The sequence below is a fragment of the Agromyces luteolus genome (assembly GCF_009729855.1).
Taxonomy (GTDB): domain Bacteria; phylum Actinomycetota; class Actinomycetes; order Actinomycetales; family Microbacteriaceae; genus Agromyces; species Agromyces luteolus.
The window spans coordinates 1-20,531 of sequence record NZ_WODA01000002.1 but is presented as its reverse complement, the minus strand read 5'-3'; the positions used below and the strand labels follow the sequence as shown (position 1 = coordinate 20,531).

The following is a 20,531-nucleotide window of genomic DNA, read 5'->3' as shown; positions in this document are numbered from 1 at the left end:
GCCACGCCATGACGCCGGGCGGGGCCGAGGCCGTCAGACCAGGCCGTACAGCCGGTCGCCGGCGTCGCCGAGGCCCGGCACGATGTAGCCGTGCTCGTTCAGTCGCTCGTCGACCGCGCCGAGCACGACCGTGACGTCGCGGCCGGCCATCGCCTGCTCGACGGCCTGCAGGCCCTCGGGCGCCGCCAGGATGCAGATGGCCGTGACATCCGTCGCCCCGCGCGCGAGCAGGAAGTCGATCGCCGCGATCAGCGACCCGCCCGTCGCGAGCATCGGGTCGAGCACGAAGCACTGCCGACCCGACAGGTCGTCTGGCAGCCGCTCGGCATACGTCGTCGGCTCGAGCGTCTCTTCATTGCGGGCCATGCCGAGGAAGCCGACCTCGGCCGACGGCAGCAGCTTGACCATGCCCTCGAGCATGCCGAGGCCGGCGCGCAGGATCGGCACGATGAGCGGCTTCGGGTCGGCGATGCGCACACCCGTCGTCGGGGCCACCGGCGTCACGATGTCGACCGGCTCGACGCGCACCTCGCGCGTGCCCTCGTAGGCGAGGAGCGTCATCAGCTCCTCGACGAGCGAGCGGAACACCGGGGACGGCGTCGTCTCGTCGCGGAGCACCGTGAGCTTGTGGGTGACGAGCGGGTGGTCGGCAACGTGGACTCGCATAGGCTCGAGTCTAGTTGCGGGGGTTCCGCCGATGAGAAGGGGCGAACGGATGCCGGTGCAGCGCCCTGAGCACGTCGAATGGATGCGGCTCGCCCTCGCCGAGGCATCCGCCGCCCTCGTCTCGGGCGACGTGCCCGTCGGCGCCGTCGTGGTCCGCCACGGCGAGGTCGTCGCGACCGGGCGCAACGAGCGCGAGCTGCACGAGGACCCGACGGCGCACGCCGAGCTCCTCGCCATCCGGGAGGCTGCCCGCGTCACCGGCGACCGGCACCTCACCGACTGCACCCTCGTGGTGACGCTCGAGCCGTGCGTGATGTGCGCCGGCGCGATCCTCGCCGCGCGCGTCCCGACCGTCGTGTTCGGCGCGTGGGACGAGAAGGCCGGCGCCGCCGGCTCGGTCTACGACGTGCTCCGCGACCGGCGCCTGAACCATCGCGTCGAGGTCTACGCGGAGGTCGAGGCGGACGCCTCGGCACGGCTGCTCCGCGACTTCTTCGAGGATCCGCTGCGCCGCCCGACCACCGCGGGCTGAGCGCGCCGCACCCGGCGGAACCGGGAGCGGCTCAGCTCGCGCGCGGCAGCGCGCCGCGCCGGGCGAGGCCCTCGACGAACTCGCCGAGGATCGCGGCCGACGCGGTCTCGGCGGCGGGGCCGCAGGTCGCCTGGAGCTCGCGCATCTCGGCGACGTCGAGCCCGTACTCCGGCAGCTCGTCGCCCCACGCCGCGAGCCAGTCGTCGTGGATCTCGCGGTCGATCTCGGGGTGGAACTGCACCGCGAGCAGCCAGTCGCCGCGGCGGAACGCCTGGTTGGCGTACTGCGGCGACCCGGCGAGGCGTTCGACGCCCTCGGGCAGGTCGAACGTGTCGCCGTGCCACTGCACGAACCGCACGCCCTCCGCGTGGCGCACGGGCGAGCCCTCGCCGGCCTCGGTGAGGTCGACGCCGAGCCAGCCGACCTCCTTGCGCGGGCCTCGGTACACGTCCGCGCCGAGCGCGGCCGCCAGCAGCTGCGCGCCGAGGCAGACGCCGTAGATCGGCGCCTCGGCGGCGATGCGCGTGCGCAGCAGGTCGAGCTCGTCGGCGAGGTACGGGTACGCGTCGGTCTCGTACGCGCCCTCCTCGCCGCCGAGCACCACGACGAGGTCGGGCGCGAGCGGGTCGACGGCCGTCACGTCCTCGGTCGGCGCGTCGAGGAACCGGACCTCGTAGCCGTGCACCTCGAGCGCGGGCCCGAGGTTGCCGAGGCCGATGGCGGAGTCGTGGCGCAGGACCAGGGCGACGGGTCGGCCGGCCGTGCCGGCGGCATCCGTCATTCGAGGCCCTTGATGACGATCGCGTCGGTGGGCGGCGCGGCGAGGTTCGGATCGACGTAGATGTCGGGCTCGACGTAGATCACGCGTGCAGCGGGCACCGCGTGGCGGATGCGCTGCTCGATGACGTTGATCGCGGTCGACACCTCGGCGAGGGTCTCGCCGCCGTGGAACCCCAGCTTCGCGGCGACGAGCAGCTCGTCGGGCCCGAGGTAGAGGGTCTTCATGTGGATGATCCGCTCGGCCTCGGGGCCGGCGAGGATCGCCTGCTCGATCTTCTTCACGTCGGCCTCGTTCGCGCCCTCGCCCACCAGCAGGCTCTTGGTCTCCATGCCGAGGATGATCGCGACGATGATGAGCAGCGTGCCGATCATGAGCGTGCCGATCGCGTCGAAGATCGTGTTGCCGGTGATGATCGTGAGGCCCACGCCGAAGAGGGCGAACACGAGGCCGAGGAGCGCCGCGACGTCCTCGAGCAGCACGACGGGCAGCTCGGGCGCCTTCGCGCGGCGCACGAACTGCACCCAGGTCTGCTTGCCGCGGATCCGGTTCGACTCCTTCACCGCCGTGCGCAGCGAGAACGACTCGAGCACGATCGCGATCACGAGGACGAGGATCGGCAGCCACGGCACCTCGAGCTCGTGGGGGTGCTGGATCTTCTCGACGCCCTCGTAGATCGAGAACACGCCGCCGACCGAGAACAGGATGATCGACACGACGAACGCGTACACGTAGCGCTCGCGCCCGTAGCCGAACGGGTGCTCGCGGTCGGCCTCGCGCTTGGCCTGCCGGCCGCCGAAGAAGAGCAGCAGCTGGTTGCCCGCATCCGCCACCGAGTGGACCGCCTCCGCGAGCATCGACGCGGACCCGGAGAAGAACCACGCGATGAACTTCGTCACGGCGATGCCCGTGTTCGCGAGGAATGCCGCCAGGATCGCCTTCGTGCCGCCGGATGCGCTCATGCGCCAATCCTAGGATGGCTGGCATGGCCCCCTCGCAACCCGTTGACCTGCCCGTGATCGCCTTCCTCGGCGCCGGATCGATGGCCCGCGCGGTGCTCGCCGGGCTGCTTCAGCCGCACGTCTCGGCGGCCGGCATCGCGGCCACGAACCGCAGCGCGGCGCGCGCCGCCGAGTTCGACGACGAGCCGCGGGTGACGGCGTTCGCGACCGAGACGGATGCCGCGGCGAACCGTCGCGCGGTCGCCGGCGCGAAGCTCGTCGTCGTGGCCGTGAAGCCCGCCATGGTGCCCGACCTCCTCGACGAGATCGCCGACGCGCTCGAGCCCGGCGCCATCGTCGTGAGCGTCGCCGCCGGCGTCACTGTGGCGACCTTCGAGGCCCACCTTCCGTCGCACGTCTCGGTCGTTCGGACGATGCCGAACACGCCCGCGGTCGTCGGTCGCGCGGTCACCGGCGTCTCCGCGGGCACCCGTTCGTCGTCGGAGGACCTGGCCCTCGTCGTCTCGCTCTTCGAGACGGTCGGCGAGGTGCTCGTGGTGCCCGAGTCGCAGCTCGACGCGCTCTCGACGATCTCCGGCTCCGGGCCGGCGTACGTCTTCCTCCTCATCGAGGCGCTCGAGCGGGCGGCGATCGCGAAGGGATTCGCCCCGGAACAGGCCGCCGTGATGGTCCAGGGCACGTTCCGGGGCGCGAGCGAGCTGCTCGCGGCATCCGTCGACGACCCCGCCGAGCTGCGCCGACGCGTCACGAGCCCGAAGGGCACCACGGAGCGGGCGATCGCCGTCCTCGAGGACGCCGACCTCCCCGACCTCTTCGCCCGCGCGACCGACGCCGCCCTCGCCCGCGCCCGCGAGCTCGCCGCCGGCGCGTAGCTCGGGATCAGGTGCGCTCGAGGAGGACCATGACCTCGAAGTGCGTGGTCTGCGGGAACATGTCGAACACGCGCGCCTTCACGGGCCGGAGCGACGGCATCGCCGCGAGGTCCTTCGCGAGCGACGCGACGTTGCACGACGAGTAGAGCACGTGCGCGGCATCCGACCGCTCGAGCCAGCCCGCGAGGTCGGCACCGATCCCGCGGCGGGGCGGGTTCACGACGACGAGGTCGGGGGCGGATGCCGCGCCGAGCGCGAACTCGGTCGCGTCGCCCGCCGCGAAGCGGACCCGCGACAGCGCGGCATCCGTCCGGCTCAGCTCGGCGCTCGCGACCGCCTCGACGCTCGTCTCGATGCCCGTGACGGCGGTCTCGCCGCCGGCGAGGTGCAGCGCGAAGCCGCCGACGCCGGAGTAGAGGTCCCACGCGTCCTCCGGCGCGAGGTCGCGGATCCAGTCGCGGGCCTCCGCGTAGAGCGCCTCGGCGATCGCGGTGTTCGTCTGGAAGAAGCTCTGCGGGCGCAGGTGCATCGTCACGTCGTTGAGCCGCATGGGCAGCGTGTCGGCCTCGGTGAGCACGACCTCGTCGGCGCCCTCGAGCACGGCCTTGTGCTCGGGCAGGAGGTTCGCGGTGACGACGCGCGCCTGCGGGAGCTCGGCGAGCAGCGTCGGCAGGTGCTTGCGCATGCGGCCGAGCGGCTCGGTCGAGCGCAGTACGAACCGCACCATGAGCTCGCCGTCGGGCGACTCGGTCACGATGAGGTGCTTCAGCTCGCCGCGGCGGGCGACGACGTCGTAGGGCGTGATGCGGGCGAGCGTGATGAACCGGGCGAGCACCGGGAACGCGGCGCGGTGCCCCGGCGAGCAGATGCCGCACGCCTGCAGGTCGACGCCGTGGCCGTCGGCGTCGAGGATGCCGATCGTCGGCGCGTCGACCGTGCCGCCGACGACCATCTTCGCCTTGTTGCGGTAGTCGCGCTCGCCGCTCGCGACCGGGGGCAGCCACTGCGGGACGTCGAACGCGCCGAGCAGCTCTTCGGCGTGCGCCTGCTTGTCGCCGAGCTGCGACGGGTACGGGCGCCCCATGAGCGAGCACGACCGGCAGCGCCCCGCGTCGAAGTAGGCGCAGTCCACCCGTCAAGGCTACGTCGATCCGGTCAGCCCTCGGTCGCGAGCTCGCGCCGTCCCATCGCGACGACGGCGAGTGCGGTCGCCGCCGCGGCGATGCCCAGCATCCAGAACCCGCCCGTCCAGTCGACCTCGCCGCCCACGGGCAGGGGGGAGTGCGCGAACGGCGACAGGTCGTGCAGCCAGTCGGGCAGGCCCAGGAGCTCGCCGAAGATGCCGAAGAACGCTCCGGCGGCGAGCAGCGCCCACGCGACCGGGATCGTCAGGCGGGGTGCGAGGACGAAGACGACGAGGCCCAGCCCGAGGAACACGAGCGCGGCCGGCGCCTGGGCGAGGGCCGACTGCAGCGCGTTCTCCGCCGAGGCGGCCGGGTCGTCGGAGGCGAGCGAGCCGAGCAGCGCCCCGCCCGCGGAGAGCACCAGGATCACGACGACCGCGAGCGCACCGACGAGTGCGTACCCGCCGAGCCACGCGCGACGGGGCACCGGCGTCGCGAGCACGGGCTCGGCCGAGCCGTGCGCCTCCTCGAGCCGCGCGCGCATGACGGCCTGCAGCGCGGCGGCTGCCGCGAGGATGCCGACCATCGAGAAGAACGTGACCGTGAACGCCTCCTCGAGCGACGCGTTCGGGCCGGCGACCTGCTGGAGCGTCTCGGCGATCGCCGGGGCGTCGGAGCCGATCTGGTCGACGAGGGGCGTGAGCGTCGTGGCGAGCGCGCCGGCGAGGACGGCGCCGACGGCCCACGACGCGATCGCGCCCGCGTTCAACCGCCAGGCGAGGCCCACGTGGCCGGAGAGCAGTGGACCGGCCGCGGCGCGCCCGGCGCGCCCGGGCAGGAGGCTCGCGCCGCTGTCGCGCGCGGACTGGAAGACGAACACCAGCCCGATGAGCACCACGGCGAGCCCGATCGAGAGCAGCAGCGGCGTCGGGTCGTTCGCGGCGAACGGCTCGGTCCGCTGCGCCCAGCCGATCGGCGAGAGCCGGCTCGGCCAGGCTGCGGTCCGGAAGAGCCCGTCGTCGGATGCCTCGCCGAGGGCGTCGCCGAGGCCGCGGACGAGGTAGGCGGCCAGCACGAGCGCGACCGACAGGGCGTTCGCGCTGCGGGACGTGCGGAACAGCTGCGCCGCGACGAGCCCGACGCCGAGGAAGGCGACGCCGGTCGCGCCGACCGCGAGGCCCGTGACCGCCGAGCCCGCGGCATCCAGCCCGCTCGCCATGAACGCGATGGCCACGGCGATCGCGAGGACGAGGTTCGCGAGCACGCCGTGCACGACGGTGGCCGCGGTCGGCAGCGTGCGCGCGGCCGGCGTCGCGGCCACGAGTTCGGCCCGGCTCTGCTCCTCGTCGCCGCGCGTGTGCCGCACCGCGAGGAACGTGCTCATCAGGCCCGCCATGAGGCAGAGGAACGCGAGGATCAGGAAGACCGCGAACTCGCCCTCGCCCGCGCCGTTCGGCGTGCCGCGGAAGATGAGGATCGCGGGCGCGATGATCGTCAGTCGCAGGATGGACTCGCGCTCCGACTCGTCGCCGAAGGTGCTGCCGACGGCGGCGGTGGCCATGAGTGCGAGGCCGGCGGTGCCGGCGATCCACAGGACCAGCTGGAGGCGGTCCCGCCGCGCGCGCGACGCGACGAGCGGGACGAGCAGCCCCACCGGGCTCACCGTGCGGCCTCGGCACCGGCCCCGGATGCCGCGGGCGCGCCATCCGCCATCGCCGGATCGTCGCCGTAGTGGCGCAGGAAGAGCTCCTCGAGCGAGGGCGGGGCGACGGTCAGCCCCTCGACCCCGAGCCGGCCGAGCTCGGGCAGGAGCGCGGCGACGCGATCGCTGTCGGCGGTGAACTGCACGCGGCCCGCGTTCACGACCACGTCGTGGGCGCCGTCGAGCGCCTCCACGGCGGACTCCTGGCCCGGCACGTGCACGAAGGCGACCGACGACCGGGTCAGGTGGCGGAGCTCGGCGAGCGTGCCCGCCTCGACCCGGCGCCCGGCGCGGATGATGCTCACCCGGTCGCAGAGCGTCTCGACCTCGGAGAGGATGTGGCTCGACAGCAGCACCGTCGCGCCGTCCGCGGCGGCGCGGTCGATCTCGCGGTTGAAGACCTGCTCCATGAGCGGGTCGAGCCCGCTCGTCGGCTCGTCGAGGATGTACAGCTCGGCCGGCGTCGCGAAGGCGGCGACGAGCGCGACCTTCTGGCGGTTTCCCTTCGAGTAGGCGCGGCCCTTCTTCCGCGGGTCGAGCTGGAACGCCTCGATCAGCCGCGCCTTCCGCTCGGCGTAGGCGGCGCGGTCGGCGGTGCCGCCGCGCAGGCGCGAGAGCAGGTCGATCGCCTCGCCGCCGGACAGGTTCGGCCAGAGGCTCACGTCGCCCGGGACGTAGGCGACGCGCCGATGCAGGTCGGCGGCATCCCGCCACGGATCGCGATCGAACAGCCGCGCCTCGCCGCCGCTCGCCCTGGCGAGGCCCAGCAGGATCCGGATCGTCGTGGACTTGCCCGCGCCGTTCGGCCCGAGGAAGCCGTGGATCTCGCCCTGCGCCACCTCGAGGTCGAGCCCGTCGAGGGCGACGGTGCGACCGAAGCGCTTCTCGAGGCCGCGGATGCTGATGACGGTGCTCATGGGCGCGATGCTACGCGCGTGCGCGATCGCGCCACCAGCGCCACGCGACGGCACGCGACGCCCCGCGACGCCGCGGACCGCTCGGCTCGCGGCGGTGTCATCCGGTGCCTCCGATCGCGGGTACGCTCAGCGCCATGGAGCCGCTCGACGTCATCGCCCTCGCCGGCGAGGTGGTCGCGTGGGTCGCGCTGGCGACGGGAGGCGTGCTGCTGCTCGCGTTCGCCTTCGCGCGTATGGCCGACGGGGCATGGGATGCGATCGAGGTCGCGATCGTGGAGCGCGACGACGGCACCGTCGTGCGCTGGTTCGCCGGCGGCGAGTTCCACGAGCGCCCCCTCGAACCGGGCGAGGAGCCCAAGCCCGATTCCGAGGACGGCGAGCCGCTCGCGTGGGTGCGCCGGCGGAGTCCCGACCGGTTGCGGTTCGAGGCCGCGTCGCACCTGCCGCGCGTGCTCGGCACGATCGCCGTGATCCTCGTCGGGATCGGCATCGTCGCGACGGTCGCCTCGACCGTCGCTGGCGTGGTCGGCTGAGCCGGGCGGGGATGCCTCGGGCCCGCGCCCGAGGGGCGCCGGCGAGCCGTGCGCGGTGCCGGGCCGACGCATGCGCCCCGCAGCATCCGCTATTCGAGCGCCGCGAACTTCTCGATGTCGCCCTCGGTGCCCGACACGATGATGAGGTCGTGGTTGGACACCACGGTCTTCTCGGTCGCGTAGGTGAACGGCTTGCCGGGGCTCTTCACGCCGACCACGGTCACGTTGTGACGTGAGCGGACGCCGGAGTCGGTGAGGTTCTTGCCGCGGATCGGCTTCGGCGGGTACATCTTCACGAGCGCGAAGTCGTCGTCGAACTCGATGAAGTCGAGCATGCGGCCCGACACCAGGTGCGCCGTGCGCTCGCCCGCCTCGCGTTCGGGGTAGATGACGTGGTTCGCCCCGATGCGCTCGAGGATCTTGCCGTGCGAGCTCGAGATCGCCTTCGCCCAGATCTGCGGGATCTTGAGGTCGACGAGGTTCGCGGTGATGAGCACGGATGCCTCGACCGACGATCCGACCGCGCACACCGCGATCGAGAACTCCTGGGCGCCGATCTGCTTCAGCGCGTCGAGCGACTTCGCGTCGGCGACGACGGCGTGCGTGACGCGCTCCGCCCATTTCTGCACGAGGCCCTCGTCCTCGTCGACGGCGAGCACCTCGCGGCCGAGGCGGTCGAGCTGGCCGGCGGTGGCCGCCCCGAACCGGCCGAGTCCGATGACGAGCACTGGGGCGTCGTGCTTGATGCGATCAACCAACGATGGGCCTCTCTTCCGGTCGTCTGAACAGCTGGCGCTTCTGCGCGGCCGCGAGGGCCGCCGCGAGGGTGACCGTGCCCACGCGTCCCATGAACATGGTCGCAGCCATCACGTACTTCCCCTCGGGCGGCAACGACTCGGTGAGCCCGGTCGACAGCCCGCACGTCGCGAACGCCGAGATCACGTCGAAGAGCACGAAGTCGAGCGCCGACTTCGTGATCTGGGTGATGATCACGGTCGAGACGGCCACGATGGTCGCGCCCCACAGCACGACGCTGACGGCCAGGCGCAGGATGTCGCGCGGGATCCGCCGCCCGAAGGCCTCCATCGCGGGCGCGCCGCGCGCCTCAGCGTAGGCGGCGAGGAACAGCACGGCGAGCGTGGTCACCTTGATGCCGCCCGCGGTCGAGGCCGAGCCGCCGCCGACGAACATCAGCATGTCGGTCACGAGCAGGCTCGAGCCGTAGAGGTCGGCCATGTCGATCGTGGCGAAGCCGCCCGACCTCGTCATGGTCGACATGAAGAACGCCTCGTAGAAGGTCTTCAGGAAGCTCAGCCCGCCGTAGGTCTTCGGGTTGTTGTACTCGAGCACGAGGAACGTGACGGCGCCGGCGATCCAGAGCACGATCGTCGTGGTCAGCGTGAGCTTCACGTGCACGCTCCAGCGGCGCGGCCTCCTCCACGTGCGCAGCAGCGTGAAGATCACCGGGAACCCGAGGCTGCCGAGGAACACGGCGAGCATCATGAGCGACTGGAACCAGTAGTCGTCGAAGAACTCGACCGGCCCCATCGGGTTCGGGTTGAAGCCCGTGTTGGTGAAGGCGCTCACCGAGTAGTAGGCCGAGTACCAGAGGCTCAGGCCGAAGTCGTAGCCCTTGGCGAGCACGCTCGGCATCATGCCGATCATGACCGCGGCCTCGATCGCGAGCGTGCTGACGGCGACCGTCACGAGCAGTCCGCCGACCTCGCCGAGCCGCACCGCCTGCCGCTCGGACACGGGGCCTGCGTGCACCCTCGACGGGTTGGTGTCGCTCGCGGCCATCAGCTTCGCGCGCAGCCCGAGGCGCCGCGAGACCACGAGTCCCAGGATCGACGCCAGCGTGAGGACGCCCATGCCGCCGACGTTCATGCCGATGAAGATGATCGTGTTGCCGAAGGGCGACCAGTGCGTGGCCATGTCGACCGTCGTGAGGCCCGTCACGCAGATCGTCGAGACGGCGGTGAAGAAGGCGTCGTGAAGCGGCGTGCCGCCGGTTCCGGCGCCGGCACGCGCCAACGGCAGCGACAGCAGGGCGGTCGTGATGAGGATGAGCGTCGCGAACACGAGGATCGCGAACCGCGACGGCGAGCTCTTCACCAGGATGTCGAACGCGTCGCGCACGCCGGCGATCCATGAGCGTCGGGCGGGTCCCCGACGACCCACGGTGTGCGAGGCCATCCGCCCTCCTCCGCTCGACGCGAGAGTCATGGTACTCCCCGGCTCCGGCGCGACTGGCTACCCTTGCACCATGGCGGACATCTTCGACGTGGTGGCGGATCCGACCCGACGTGACATCCTCGGCGTCCTGCTCGACCGGGAGACCTCCCAGCCCGACTCGGGCGGCGAGATCAGCGTCGGCGAGATCGTCACCGCGCTCGGCGTGAGCCAGCCGACCGTGTCGAAGCACCTGAAGGTGCTCCGCGAGTCGGGCCTGGTCGGGGTCCGCGAGGAGGGCCAGCACCGCTACTACCACCTCGACCGCGCGCCGCTGGAGCGGCTCGAGGACTGGCTCATCCCGTTCGTGACGACGGATGCCGCGGCCGACGCCGCAACGCTGGCGGGCGCCGACGCCGATGCCGACGAGACGCTGAACGACGACCAGCGGGCCTTCGCGTCGGCTCTCGGGAAGGCCTTCGCCGACACGGCCCGGCAGGTGACCGCGGTCGTCGGCGCGAAGCGCCGCCGCTAGGGGACCGCGCCGCCGCTAGCCGGCCGCGACGAGGCCGACCGCGAGCAGGGCGCTGGACGCCGCCGCGCCGAGCGTGCGCACGTGGTTCCACCCCATCCACCCCGCGCGGAAGGCCCGCCACGCGGCCGCGAGCCCCTCCGGCTCGTCGGGCGCCGCCGCCAGGGCGTTGTTGCGCGGCACGTTGCCGCCGCCCGTGACGAACACGACGGTCACGAGGTAGAGGGCAGCGGATGCCACGACCCACCAGGTGATGCCGGAGCCCGGTCGGAGCAGCGACGCGACCGCCAGCACCGCGAGGAGCAGCGCCGTGCCGAACAGCTCGAGCATGAGCGGCCAGCGCACCGCCGTGACGTTGACGGCGCGCATGGCGCGCGCGGCATCCGCCTCGGGCAATCGATCGAGCCCCTGCACGACGAACGCCGAGAAGGCGAAGAAGACGCCCGCGGCGACGCCGGTTCCGACGACCGCGACCAGGATGCCCGCAATGAGGAGGTCCACGCGCCCAGTCTTCCCCACGGGCGGGGGTCAGCGCAGTCGCTTCACCATCTCGAGCTCGAGGCCGCCGGGCTCGAGCTCGTACTCGCGGCTGTGCCCGGTGTAGGCGAAGCCGCGCCGCTCGTAGTACCGGCGCGCCCGAGGATTGTCCTCGTGCACCTCGAGCCGCAGCGTGTCGGCGCGGCCGGTCGCCCAGCGCTCGATCTCGTCGAGCAGCGCATCGGTCACGCCCGAATCGCCGCCGCGCCGGTCCGGGGTGACGTAGACGCCGACGAGCAGCGGACCGGTCGCGGCATCCGGAACGTAGCAGCCCATCGTGCCGACCCAGCGGTCGCCCTCGATCGCGACGACGACGGTCTGCACGGCCGACTCGCCGCGCTTCGCGCGCGTGCGCCACTCGGCCTCCTCGTACCCGAGTGCCCGCTCGAGCGTGTCGCCGAAGGCGATCGGAGTGTCTCGGAGCATCTCGAGGCGGAGGTCGCGGACCTCTCGCCAGTCGTCCTCGCGGGTGGTCCGGATGACGAGTTCGGGTCGGGCCATCACCCGAACCTAGCGGATGCCGCGGGGCGGGCCGATCGATCCGGACCGCGCCTCGCGGTCGAATGGGCTAGACTACCGCGGGGCGTTTCCGCCCACGGCTGCGGCACGCGCGGCCGACCCGATCTTTGTGAGGTTTTCGTGGGTTCCGTCATCAAGAAGCGTCGCAAGCGCATGGCGAAGAAGAAGCACCGCAAGCTGCTTCGCAAGACGCGCCACCAGCGTCGCAACAAGAAGTAGTCGCAGCGCGACCACGGCAGGGCGCCGGGCCATCGGCCTGGCGCTTTTCGCTGTCTTCGCGCGACGTATCCTGACGGGGTGAACCCGACGCTCCGCGACATCCGCCTCACCCTCATCGGCAAGCCCGGATGCCACCTCTGCGACGACGCGCGCGAGGTCGTCGCGTGCGTGCGCGAGGAGCTCGCCGCGACGCCGGGGTCGCCGCGGACCACGCTCGAGGAGCGATCGATCCTCGACGACGAGGCGCTGCGCGCCCGCTACGCCGAGGAGATCCCCGTGCTGCTCATCGACGACGAGGTGCACGGGTACTGGCGCCTCGACCCGGTCCGCCTCAAGACGGCGCTGCTCGCGCGCGGCTGACGGCGCTTCCGCGCGGTCGGGTCAGTCGTCCGACGCGTCGGGTGGGCGGATGCCGCCGCGCCGACCGACCTCGGGCGTGTCGAGCCAGGTCGCCCGAGCCTCCCGGTCCGCCGCCTCGCGGCGCGCGAACCAGCCGGCGATGGGCACGTCGGTCGACGAGTGGGCGACGACCGAGAGCACGATCGCGACCACGACGACGTGGAACATGAAGTCCGCGTTCGGCGCGCCGCTCTGCAGCACGAGCAGGCCGTAGAGCACCGAGGCGAAGCCCTTCGGGCCGAACCAGGCCGCCGTGGCGCGTTCCTCCCACGGCAGCCCGCTGCCGACGAGCGAGAGCTCGACCGCCGCCGGCCGGGCGAGCACCATGAGCAGCACGCCGAAGAGGTAGGCCGTCCACGGCACGGAGGCGAGCAGCTCGGGAGAGATGAGCGCGCCGAACATGAGGATGGCCAGGAGCTTCAGGAGCTCGGAGAACTGGCCGCCGAACTCGGCGAACGCGTCGCGCATCTCGGGTGCGGCCGTCGCGATCGTGATGCCGGCCGCGTACGCGGCGAGGTAGAGGTTCGCGTGCGTGACCGTGCAGATGCCGAGCACGATGAGCGCGACCGCGACCGGCGTGAGCGACGCATAGAGCGGAGTGCGCGAGAACACCTTCCGCCGCACGAGCCACGCCACGACGAGCGGCACCGCGATGCCCACCGCGATGCCGAGCGCGAGCTCCTCGGCGAGCACGAACGGCTCGACCTCCGGCCCGCCGACCGTCGCGATGAGGATGAGGACGACGGGCAGCGCGAGGCCGTCGTTGAGGCCCGACTCGACGCCGAGGAGGTGCCGCACGCGGTGCGGGATCTCGGCACGGCCCACGATCGCCGACGCGAACACCGGGTCGGTCGGTGCGAGCACCGCGGCCACGAGCGCGGCCTCGAGCCAGCTGAATCCGAGCAGCCAGACGCCGAGCAGGGTCGTGATGACGAACGTGATCGGCATGCCGAGCAGCAGCGCCCGGCCGGGCAGGCGCCACGCCGCTCGGAGCTGCTGGAGCGCGACCTCCTGGCCGTCCGTGAACAGCACGACGAACAGCGCGAGCGAGGAGACCGTCGTGACGGTCGGGTCGGTCGGCTCGAGCACGATGACGTCGAGCACGCCGCTTCCGAGGAAGAACCCCGCGACGAGGAAGAGCACGGTCGTCGAGAGCACGGTGCGGTGCGCGATCCCCGAGATCAGGATGGCGGCCAGCAGCACGAGCGCGAACGACAGCAGCAGGGCATCCACACGGAGGAGTCTGCCGCGTCCACCCCCGGTGGTCGAGTAGCCCGCGCAGCGGGCGTATCGAGACCTACGGCAGCAGGCGCGTCGGGCCGCGGAAGAGGTACGTCGTCTCGCGGATCGAGTGCTCGTCGAGCATGAGCATCAGCAGGCGCGCGAGGCCCATGCCGAACCCTCCGTGCGGCGGCACGCCGTAGCGGAAGAAGTCGAGGTAGAACCCGAGTTCCTCGGGGTCGAGGCCCTTCTCCTTCGCCTGCTCGACGAGGACGTCGATGCGGTGCTCGCGCTGCGCGCCGGTCGAGATCTCGACGCCGTTGTAGATGAGGTCGTACGAGTTCGTGAACCCCGCGTCGTCGGCGTGGCGCATGTGGTAGAACGGCCGGATGCTCGAGGCGTAGTCCGTGAGGAAGACGAAGTCGTGGCCGTAGGTCTCCTTCACGTACGCCGAGATCTGACGCTCGCCCTCGGGGTCCATGTCGGCGTCGGCGCGGGGCACGACGTAGCCGCGCGAGGCGACGATCTCCTTCGCCTCGGCGAGCGGGATGCGCGGGAACGGCGTCGTCGGCACGGTGACCTCGACGCCGAAGAGCTCGCGGATCTCCTCGGCGTGCTTGGCGACGACGGCCGTGAAGCCCGCGACGAGGACCTCCTCGTGCATCGTCATGACGTCCTCGTGCGAGTCGACCCAGCTCATCTCGGCGTCGATCGAGGTGAACTCGGTCGCGTGGCGCGACGTGAACGACGGGTCGGCGCGGAACGCCGGGCCGACCTCGAAGACGCGGCCGAAGCCGGCCGGCTGCGCCATCTGCTTGAAGAACTGCGGGCTCTGCGAGAGGTAGGCCGTGCCGTCGAAGTAGCCGAGCTCGAACAGTTCGGCACGCGACTCGGATGCCGAGGCCATGAGCTTCGGCGTCTGGATCTCGATCCAGTCGCGCTCGACCCAGTAGGTGCGGAGCGCGTGCAGGAAGGTGGTCTGGATGCGGAAGATGAGGTTCTGCTTCGGGTGGCGGAGGTCCAGGAAGCGCCAGTCCTGCCGCTTGTCGAGGCTCGAGTCGGCCGCGATCGGCGTCTCGAGCGCTTCGGACACCACGTCGAGCGACTCGATCTTCACCTCGAGGCCGCCGAGCTTGACGCGCTCGTCGTGCTTGAGCTGACCGGTCACGCTGATGAACGTGCCGTGCCCGAGCGCCGAGATCTGCTCGGTGAGCGCGAACGCCTCAGCCGCGCCGACGCTGACGCCCTCGGGGTCGAGCTCGCGGACCGCCGGGTTCACCAGCTGCACCGCCCCGGACTCGTCGCGCAGGATGATGAACTGCACCTTCTTCTGATCGCGGACCGTCTCGACCCAGCCGGCGACGGTGACCGGGTCGTCGGGAAGGGCGGCGAGCTGCTTGACAGGGGTGCGCGTGTTCACGACAGGCCATCCTACCGGCCGCGGATTCCGCGCCCGACCGGGGCGGCGCGCGGATGCCTCGGGCGCACGGCGGATTCCTAGGGAACCGCTTCGTAGACTGGAGGGCGTGCCGGCCGAGCAGATCCATCTCGTGCGCCACGGCGAGGTCTTCAACCCGCAGGGCGTGCTCTACGGTCGACTCCCCGGATTCGGGTTGAGCGACCTCGGTCGCGCGATGGCCGGGTCGGCCGCGGACGACCTCGTCGCCCGCAAGCGTCACGTCGCCGTCCTCGTCTCTTCGCCGTTGCAGCGCACCCAGCAGTCCGCCGAGCCGATCGCGAAGGCCTTCGAACTCGAGCCGACGATCGACGACCGCATCATCGAGCCGACCAACCGCTTCGAGGGCAAGCGGATGTCGGGGCGCGACTCCGCGCTCCGGGACGTCCGCAACTGGGCCTTCCTCGTCAACCCGTGGGAGCCGAGCTGGGGCGAGCCGTTCCGCTCGGTCGCCGATCGCATGCTGGCCGCGATGACGGATGCCGCCGACGCCGTCGACGACGGCGACGTCGTCATGGTCAGCCACCAGCTGCCGATCTGGATGGTGCACCGCCGCGTCGCCGGGAAGTCGCTCGCGCACGACCCGCGTCGGCGCCGGTGCGCGCTCTCGAGCATCACGACGTTCGAGCGCCGCGGCAGCCGATTCGTCGAGGTCGGCTACCGGAACCCGGCGGCCGGGCTCCAGGCGCAGGCCACCGACGTGGGGGCGGTGTGATGGATCTCGATACGCGCGTGGTGCGTGATCTCGATACGCGCGCTTCGCGTGCTACTCGATCACCGAGGCGCGGGACGCTGGCCGCCGCGCTCGCCGTGGCATCCGTCGTCGCCCTCGCCGGCTGCTCGAGCGACCCGCTCGCGGAGCAGTACCGCGAGGGCAGCGGCAAGGGCTACATCGCGGGCGACGGCACGATCTCGGAGTTCCCGGCCGACCAGCGCGGCGAGCCGATCGAGTTCACCGGTACGACGATCGAGGGCGACACGCTCGGTTCGACCGACCTCGCCGGCGAGGTCGCCGTCGTCAACTTCTGGTACGCCGGCTGCGCGCCGTGCCGCGCCGAGGCGCCGATGCTGCAGGACGTGTTCGAGGAGTTCGACGGGAACGGGGCCGCGTTCGTGGGCGTGAACGTCCGCGACCAGGCCGCGACCGCGGCATCCTTCGAAGAGGGCTTCGGCATCACCTACCCCTCGATCGTGGACGCGAACGACGGCGCCGTGCAGTACGCCTTCGCGGGCGACGTGCCGCCCGCGGCCGTGCCGACGACGCTCGTGCTCGACGCCGAGGGCCGGGTGGCCGCGCGCATCCTCGGGCAGCTGAAGGACGCGTCGATCCTCGAGACGATCGTGCGCGACGTCATCGCCGAGCAGGCGTAGCGGCGGCGGCACGACATGGACCTCGGGGAGATCGTCTTCAGCGGGCAGCTGCTCGCCGCGCTGCCGATCGCGCTCGCCGCGGGGCTCGTGTCCTTCCTGTCGCCGTGCGTGCTGCCGCTCGTGCCCGGCTACCTCGGCTACCTCGGCGGGTTCGCCGACGCGAGCGCCGAGGCCGACGAGGCGCGCCGCGCGCGGCGCCGGCTGCTGCTCGGCGTGCTCCTCTTCATCGCGGGCTTCACGCTCGTGTTCCTCATCTTCACGACCGCATTCGGCGTGCTCGGGGCGTGGCTCGCCCGCTGGTCCGACCTCATCATCCGCGTGCTCGGCGTGGTCCTCATCCTCATGGGCCTCGTCTTCATCGGGCAGTTCACGTTCCTGCAGCGCACGTTCAAGCCGTCGTGGCGCCCGGCGACCGGGCTGGCGGGAGCGCCGCTCCTCGGCATCGTGTTCGGCCTGGGCTGGACGCCGTGCATCGGCCCGACGCTCGCGGTCGTACTCGCCCTCAGCGCCGACTCGGCCTCGGCCGGTCGCGGCGCGCTGCTCGGCCTCGCGTACTGCATCGGCCTCGGCATCCCGTTCGTGCTCGTCGCGCTCGGCTTCGGCTGGGCGGCGAACGCGCTCGCGTTCGTGCGGCGGCACATCCGCGCCGTGAACCTCATCGGCGGCGGGCTGCTCATCGTGATCGGCGTGCTCATGGTGTCGGGCCTCTGGACCATCTGGATGTACGACCTGCAGGCGGTGATCAGTGGTTTCGTCCCGGCGATCTGAGGCTGAGCGAGCGGATGCCGCGTCCGCGCGCGACACGGGCGTCGACCCGTTGCGGCCCGCCGACTACGACGACGGCACGGCCGGCCCCGCGGCATCCGTCACCGCACCGAAGCTCGGACCGCTGGAGTGGCTGCGCTTCGCGTGGCGCCAGCTCACGAGCATGCGCACCGCGCTGCTGCTCCTGCTGCTCCTCGCGATCGCCGCCGTGCCCGGCTCGCTCGTGCCGCAGCGCTCGAGCGACCCGAACGGCGTCGTGCAGTACTTCGCCGACAACCCCGACCTCGCGCCGGTGCTCGACTCGTTCCAGATGTTCGACGTCTACACGTCGGTCTGGTTCTCCGCGATCTACCTGCTGCTGTTCGTCTCGCTCATCGGCTGCATCATCCCGCGGACGAAGCACCACCTCGAGGCGCTGCGCGCCCGCCCGCCGAAGACGCCCGCGCGGCTGTCGCGGCTGTCGGCGTACACCGAGCGCGAGCTGGACGGCGGCGCCGACGACGCGGCCGACGCCGCAGCCGACGCCGAGACCGCGATCGCCTCCGCGTCCACCGAGCTGAAGAAGGCCGGCTACCGCGTCGAGCGCTACGACCAGCGCGGCGTGCCGTCGGTCTCGGCCGAGCGCGGCTACCTGCGGGAGACCGGCAACCTGGTCTTCCACACGGCGCTCGTGGGCGTGCTCGTGACCGTCGCGATCGGCGGCGGGTTCGGCTTCTCGGGACAGCGCGTCATCGTCGAGGGCCAGTCGTTCGTCAACACCCTCGCGGCCTACGACTCGTTCAACCCCGGCCGGTTCTTCGACGACGGCCGGCTCACGCCCTATCGCCTCACGCTCGATGAACTCGACGCGGTCTACGAGACCGAGAACACCGACGCGCTCGGCCAGCCGATCGACTTCACGGCGCACGTCACCATCGACGGACCCGACGGCTCGGCGGAGCGCGACGTGAAGGTGAACGAGCCGCTCTACGAGTACGGCACCGACGTGTACCTGCTCGGCAACGGCTACGCGCCGACCATCACGGTGCGCGACCCCGACGGCGAGGTCATCTTCACGGACTCGGTGCCCTTCCTGCCGCAGGACGCGAACCTGACCTCGATCGGCGTGATCAAGGTGCCGGACGGCCTGGACGAGCAGATCGGCATGGTCGGCTTCTTCTACCCGACGCAGTCGACGCTCTCGACGGGCGCGTACACGTCGACGTATCCCGACCTCGTCTTCCCGGTGCTCACGCTCAACGTCTACTCGGGCGACCTCGGCATCGACGACGGCACTCCCCGCTCGGTGTACCAGCTCGACACGAGCGGCATGGAGCAGCTCACCGGCGGGCAGACGGGCGTCGACTCGGTCGAGCTCATGCCCGGGGAGTCGACGGAGCTGCCGAACGGCCTCGGCACGGTCGAGTTCGCGACGGCGACGCCGGATGCCGCGGGCGACGACTTCTCGCAGAGCGTGCCGCGCTTCGCCTCGTTCGACGTGCACCACGACCCCTCGCAGGTCTGGGTGCTCGTGTTCGCGCTGCTGATCCTCGGCGGCCTGCTGCTCTCGCTCTTCGTGCCGCGCCGACGCATGTGGGTGAAGGCAGTCACGCGGCCCGACGGACGGGTCGTGCTCGAGTACGCGGGCCTGGCTCGCGGCGACGACCCCGGGCTGGAGCGCGCGGTCGAGGAGTTCGCCGACCGGCACGCCGGTCCGCGCCCCCGATCCGATGACCCGGTGGTCGAGTAGCGAGCGAAGCTCGCGTATCGAGACCCGACGTAAGGTGGAACAGTGACGCTCGACGAGATCTCCATCATCGCCGTGTACTCGGCGATGGCCGTGTACGCGATCGCGTTCATCGCCTACTCGATCGACCTCGCACGCCGCTCGGCCGCCTCGACGCAGGCGACGGATGCCGCGTCCGCGGGCACCTCGGACGCCGCCGGCGCCGACCTGGCCGGGTCCGAGCGCGAGCCCGCGCTGCAGGGCGCGACCGCGTCTGCTCCGGCCTCGGCCGCCGGCTCCGCCGGCGGCACCACCGCGGCACCGCCGCGCGCGGGCAGGGGAGCGGGCGCCGCACGTCGTGGCGCGAGCGCCGCGCCATCCGTCGACTACGGCCGCTCGCCGTCGCTGCGCGTGGCCGTCGCGATGACCGTCATCGCCTGGGCGCTGCACCTGGCGGCGACCGTGCTGCGCGGCGTCGCCGCGAGCCGGGTGCCCTGGGCGAACATGTACGAGTTCGCGCTCACCGGCACGCTCGTCATCACGACCGTCTTCCTCGTCGTGCTGCTGATCGCGAAGACCGACCTGCGCTTCCTCGGCACGTTCGTGACCGGGCTCGTGCTCGTGCTGCTCGGCATCGCGACGGTGAACTTCTACGTCAGCGTCGTGCCGTTGCCGCCGGCGCTGCAGTCGGTCTGGCTCGTGATCCACGTGTTCGTCGCGACGTCGGCCGTCGGCTTCTTCGCCCTCGGGTTCGCGCTCTCGGTCGTGCAGCTCATGCAGTCCCGTCGGGAGGCGATCGTCGCGACCGCCGACTCGGTGAAGAAGTCGTTCCTCGCGACCCTGCCCGACTCGACCGCGCTCGAGAACCTCGCGTACCGCGTGAACATCATCGGCTTCATCCTCTGGACCTTCACCCTCATGGCCGGCGCGATCTGGGCCGAGAAGGCCTGGGGCCGCTACTGGGGCTGGGACACCAAGGAGGTGTGGACCTTCATCATCTGGGTGGTCTACGCCGGCTACATCCACGCTCGAGCGACCCGCGGATGGCGCGGCTCGCGCTCGGCATGGCTCGCGATCATCGGCTTCTCCGCGGTGCTGTTCAACTTCACCGTCGTGAACCTGTTCTTCAAGGGCCTGCACGCGTACTCGGGCCTCTGATCGAGCGCTGTCGAGCGTCGACCGGGTCGCCCCGAGACGCGACACGCCCGGGATGCAGGCCCGATTTGCCCGGGGGTTCGGCGGCACGTAGATTCTTCTTCGTTGCCACGGCAGCCGGGAGCGAGAAGCTCACGGGGCGGGCAGCGAATCCCAGCCAAACAGCCTCGTAGGCGCCTCGTGCGACTCGGTTGCTTCAAGCCTGGGGAACAGATCACCACCACGTCTGCTCGGGTTCGAGCGGTTCCGGAACGCCCAGCGTTCGGGAAGGCGGTGGTGGTACAGTAGGGAAGTTGCCCCGGTGGGGCTGGCTCGGTTTCGGGTTGGTCTGTCGGGTGCGTCCGTTCCTTGAGAACTCAACAGCGTGCACTATGTTCAATGCCAATTTTTTGAA

At 71.6% G+C, this 20,531-nt stretch carries 23 protein-coding genes; 11 read left to right on the top strand and 12 right to left on the bottom strand.

Annotation, left to right across the window (positions count from 1 at the left end; genetic code table 11):
- Nucleotides 1-33 precede the first annotated feature (33 nt).
- Nucleotides 34-666 carry a uracil phosphoribosyltransferase gene (gene upp / locus GLX25_RS00240; RefSeq protein WP_155840226.1) on the bottom strand — a complete coding sequence of 211 codons (633 nt, stop codon included), beginning with the start codon at nucleotides 664-666 and terminating at the stop codon, nucleotides 34-36.
- 49 nt (nucleotides 667-715) lie between these two features.
- Here upp and tadA point away from each other — a divergent pair, with 49 nt between their 5' ends.
- On the top strand, nucleotides 716-1,198 hold the full coding sequence (gene tadA, locus GLX25_RS00235) for a tRNA adenosine(34) deaminase TadA (RefSeq protein ID WP_240898040.1): 483 nt from the start codon (nucleotides 716-718) through the stop codon (nucleotides 1,196-1,198).
- A 31-nt stretch (nucleotides 1,199-1,229) separates the two neighbouring features.
- Here the strand turns inward: tadA and GLX25_RS00230 are convergent, their stop codons facing one another.
- Together GLX25_RS00230 and GLX25_RS00225 are read right to left on the bottom strand one after the other, a co-directional pair.
- Nucleotides 1,230-1,979: a glutamine amidotransferase-related protein gene (locus tag GLX25_RS00230; RefSeq protein ID WP_155840225.1), complete on the bottom strand. Its 750-nt coding sequence runs from the start codon at nucleotides 1,977-1,979 to the stop codon at nucleotides 1,230-1,232.
- Nucleotides 1,976-2,938, bottom strand: coding sequence for a cation diffusion facilitator family transporter (locus tag GLX25_RS00225; protein ID WP_155840224.1), 963 nt, complete (start codon nucleotides 2,936-2,938; stop codon nucleotides 1,976-1,978). Before GLX25_RS00225 ends, GLX25_RS00230 begins: the two co-directional genes overlap by 4 nt.
- Before the next feature lie 23 nt (nucleotides 2,939-2,961).
- Here GLX25_RS00225 and proC point away from each other — a divergent pair, with 23 nt between their 5' ends.
- Nucleotides 2,962-3,810: a pyrroline-5-carboxylate reductase gene (proC, locus tag GLX25_RS00220; RefSeq protein WP_155840223.1), complete on the top strand. Its 849-nt coding sequence runs from the start codon at nucleotides 2,962-2,964 to the stop codon at nucleotides 3,808-3,810.
- A 7-nt stretch (nucleotides 3,811-3,817) separates the two neighbouring features.
- Here the strand turns inward: proC and rlmC are convergent, their stop codons facing one another.
- Genes rlmC through GLX25_RS00205 form a run of 3 tightly spaced genes read right to left on the bottom strand, consistent with a single transcriptional unit; the run spans nucleotide 3,818 to nucleotide 7,553 of the window.
- Nucleotides 3,818-4,942 (bottom strand): 23S rRNA (uracil(747)-C(5))-methyltransferase RlmC, encoded by a 1,125-nt coding sequence (gene rlmC, locus GLX25_RS00215; protein WP_166548285.1) that lies wholly within the window; start codon nucleotides 4,940-4,942, stop codon nucleotides 3,818-3,820.
- A gap of 23 nt (nucleotides 4,943-4,965) precedes the next feature.
- Entirely contained in the window at nucleotides 4,966-6,588 is a 1,623-nt protein-coding gene (locus GLX25_RS00210; protein ID WP_205719786.1) for an ABC transporter permease, read from the bottom strand.
- Nucleotides 6,589-6,593: 5 nt separating this feature from the next.
- Nucleotides 6,594-7,553, bottom strand: coding sequence for an ABC transporter ATP-binding protein (locus GLX25_RS00205; RefSeq protein WP_155840222.1), 960 nt, complete (start codon nucleotides 7,551-7,553; stop codon nucleotides 6,594-6,596).
- A gap of 134 nt (nucleotides 7,554-7,687) precedes the next feature.
- Between GLX25_RS00205 and GLX25_RS00200 the strand changes: the two genes are divergently transcribed.
- Nucleotides 7,688-8,086, top strand: a complete 399-nt coding sequence (locus GLX25_RS00200) for a hypothetical protein (RefSeq protein ID WP_155840221.1) — start codon at nucleotides 7,688-7,690, stop codon at nucleotides 8,084-8,086.
- A gap of 89 nt (nucleotides 8,087-8,175) precedes the next feature.
- Here GLX25_RS00200 and GLX25_RS00195 read toward each other — a convergent pair whose 3' ends face one another.
- On the bottom strand, nucleotides 8,176-8,844 hold the full coding sequence (locus tag GLX25_RS00195; protein WP_155840220.1) for a potassium channel family protein: 669 nt from the start codon (nucleotides 8,842-8,844) through the stop codon (nucleotides 8,176-8,178).
- Entirely contained in the window at nucleotides 8,837-10,282 is a 1,446-nt protein-coding gene (locus GLX25_RS00190) for a TrkH family potassium uptake protein (protein WP_155840219.1), read from the bottom strand. The genes GLX25_RS00195 and GLX25_RS00190 overlap by 8 nt, the downstream gene beginning before the upstream one ends.
- A 70-nt stretch (nucleotides 10,283-10,352) precedes the next feature.
- Between GLX25_RS00190 and GLX25_RS00185 the strand changes: the two genes are divergently transcribed.
- Nucleotides 10,353-10,793: an ArsR/SmtB family transcription factor gene (locus tag GLX25_RS00185; protein WP_155840218.1), complete on the top strand. Its 441-nt coding sequence runs from the start codon at nucleotides 10,353-10,355 to the stop codon at nucleotides 10,791-10,793.
- A gap of 15 nt (nucleotides 10,794-10,808) precedes the next feature.
- Here GLX25_RS00185 and GLX25_RS00180 read toward each other — a convergent pair whose 3' ends face one another.
- Together GLX25_RS00180 and GLX25_RS00175 are read right to left on the bottom strand one after the other, a co-directional pair.
- Entirely contained in the window at nucleotides 10,809-11,291 is a 483-nt protein-coding gene (locus GLX25_RS00180; RefSeq protein ID WP_155840217.1) for an anthrone oxygenase family protein, read from the bottom strand.
- A gap of 27 nt (nucleotides 11,292-11,318) precedes the next feature.
- Nucleotides 11,319-11,828, bottom strand: coding sequence for a GNAT family N-acetyltransferase (locus GLX25_RS00175; RefSeq protein WP_155840216.1), 510 nt, complete (start codon nucleotides 11,826-11,828; stop codon nucleotides 11,319-11,321).
- Nucleotides 11,829-11,966: 138 nt separating this feature from the next.
- Between GLX25_RS00175 and GLX25_RS00170 the strand changes: the two genes are divergently transcribed.
- Nucleotides 11,967-12,065, top strand: coding sequence for a 30S ribosomal protein bS22 (locus GLX25_RS00170; RefSeq protein WP_003792170.1), 99 nt, complete (start codon nucleotides 11,967-11,969; stop codon nucleotides 12,063-12,065).
- Between the two features lie 78 nt (nucleotides 12,066-12,143).
- A complete protein-coding gene (locus GLX25_RS00165) occupies nucleotides 12,144-12,425 on the top strand; it encodes a glutaredoxin family protein (protein ID WP_271192316.1) in 282 nt (93 codons plus the stop codon).
- A 21-nt stretch (nucleotides 12,426-12,446) separates the two neighbouring features.
- Here the strand turns inward: GLX25_RS00165 and GLX25_RS00160 are convergent, their stop codons facing one another.
- Complete coding sequence (locus tag GLX25_RS00160) at nucleotides 12,447-13,697, bottom strand: cation:proton antiporter domain-containing protein (protein WP_166548284.1); 1,251 nt, start codon at nucleotides 13,695-13,697, stop codon at nucleotides 12,447-12,449.
- Between the two features lie 64 nt (nucleotides 13,698-13,761).
- Entirely contained in the window at nucleotides 13,762-15,105 is a 1,344-nt protein-coding gene (gene aspS, locus GLX25_RS00155) for an aspartate--tRNA(Asn) ligase (RefSeq protein WP_166548283.1), read from the bottom strand.
- Nucleotides 15,106-15,211: 106 nt separating this feature from the next.
- Between aspS and GLX25_RS00150 the strand changes: the two genes are divergently transcribed.
- The 5 genes from GLX25_RS00150 to ccsB all read left to right on the top strand — a co-directional run bounded on the left by GLX25_RS00150 (nucleotide 15,212) and on the right by ccsB (nucleotide 20,140).
- Entirely contained in the window at nucleotides 15,212-15,856 is a 645-nt protein-coding gene (locus GLX25_RS00150; protein ID WP_166548282.1) for a histidine phosphatase family protein, read from the top strand.
- Complete coding sequence (locus GLX25_RS00145; protein WP_155840214.1) at nucleotides 15,856-16,512, top strand: TlpA family protein disulfide reductase; 657 nt, start codon at nucleotides 15,856-15,858, stop codon at nucleotides 16,510-16,512. The genes GLX25_RS00150 and GLX25_RS00145 overlap by 1 nt, the downstream gene beginning before the upstream one ends.
- A gap of 15 nt (nucleotides 16,513-16,527) precedes the next feature.
- Nucleotides 16,528-17,280, top strand: a complete 753-nt coding sequence (locus tag GLX25_RS00140) for a cytochrome c biogenesis CcdA family protein (protein ID WP_155840213.1) — start codon at nucleotides 16,528-16,530, stop codon at nucleotides 17,278-17,280.
- A gap of 49 nt (nucleotides 17,281-17,329) precedes the next feature.
- Nucleotides 17,330-19,006: a cytochrome c biogenesis protein ResB gene (gene resB / locus GLX25_RS00135; protein WP_240898055.1), complete on the top strand. Its 1,677-nt coding sequence runs from the start codon at nucleotides 17,330-17,332 to the stop codon at nucleotides 19,004-19,006.
- Between the two features lie 84 nt (nucleotides 19,007-19,090).
- Nucleotides 19,091-20,140 (top strand): c-type cytochrome biogenesis protein CcsB, encoded by a 1,050-nt coding sequence (gene ccsB / locus GLX25_RS00130; protein ID WP_155840539.1) that lies wholly within the window; start codon nucleotides 19,091-19,093, stop codon nucleotides 20,138-20,140.
- Nucleotides 20,141-20,531 lie beyond the last annotated feature (391 nt).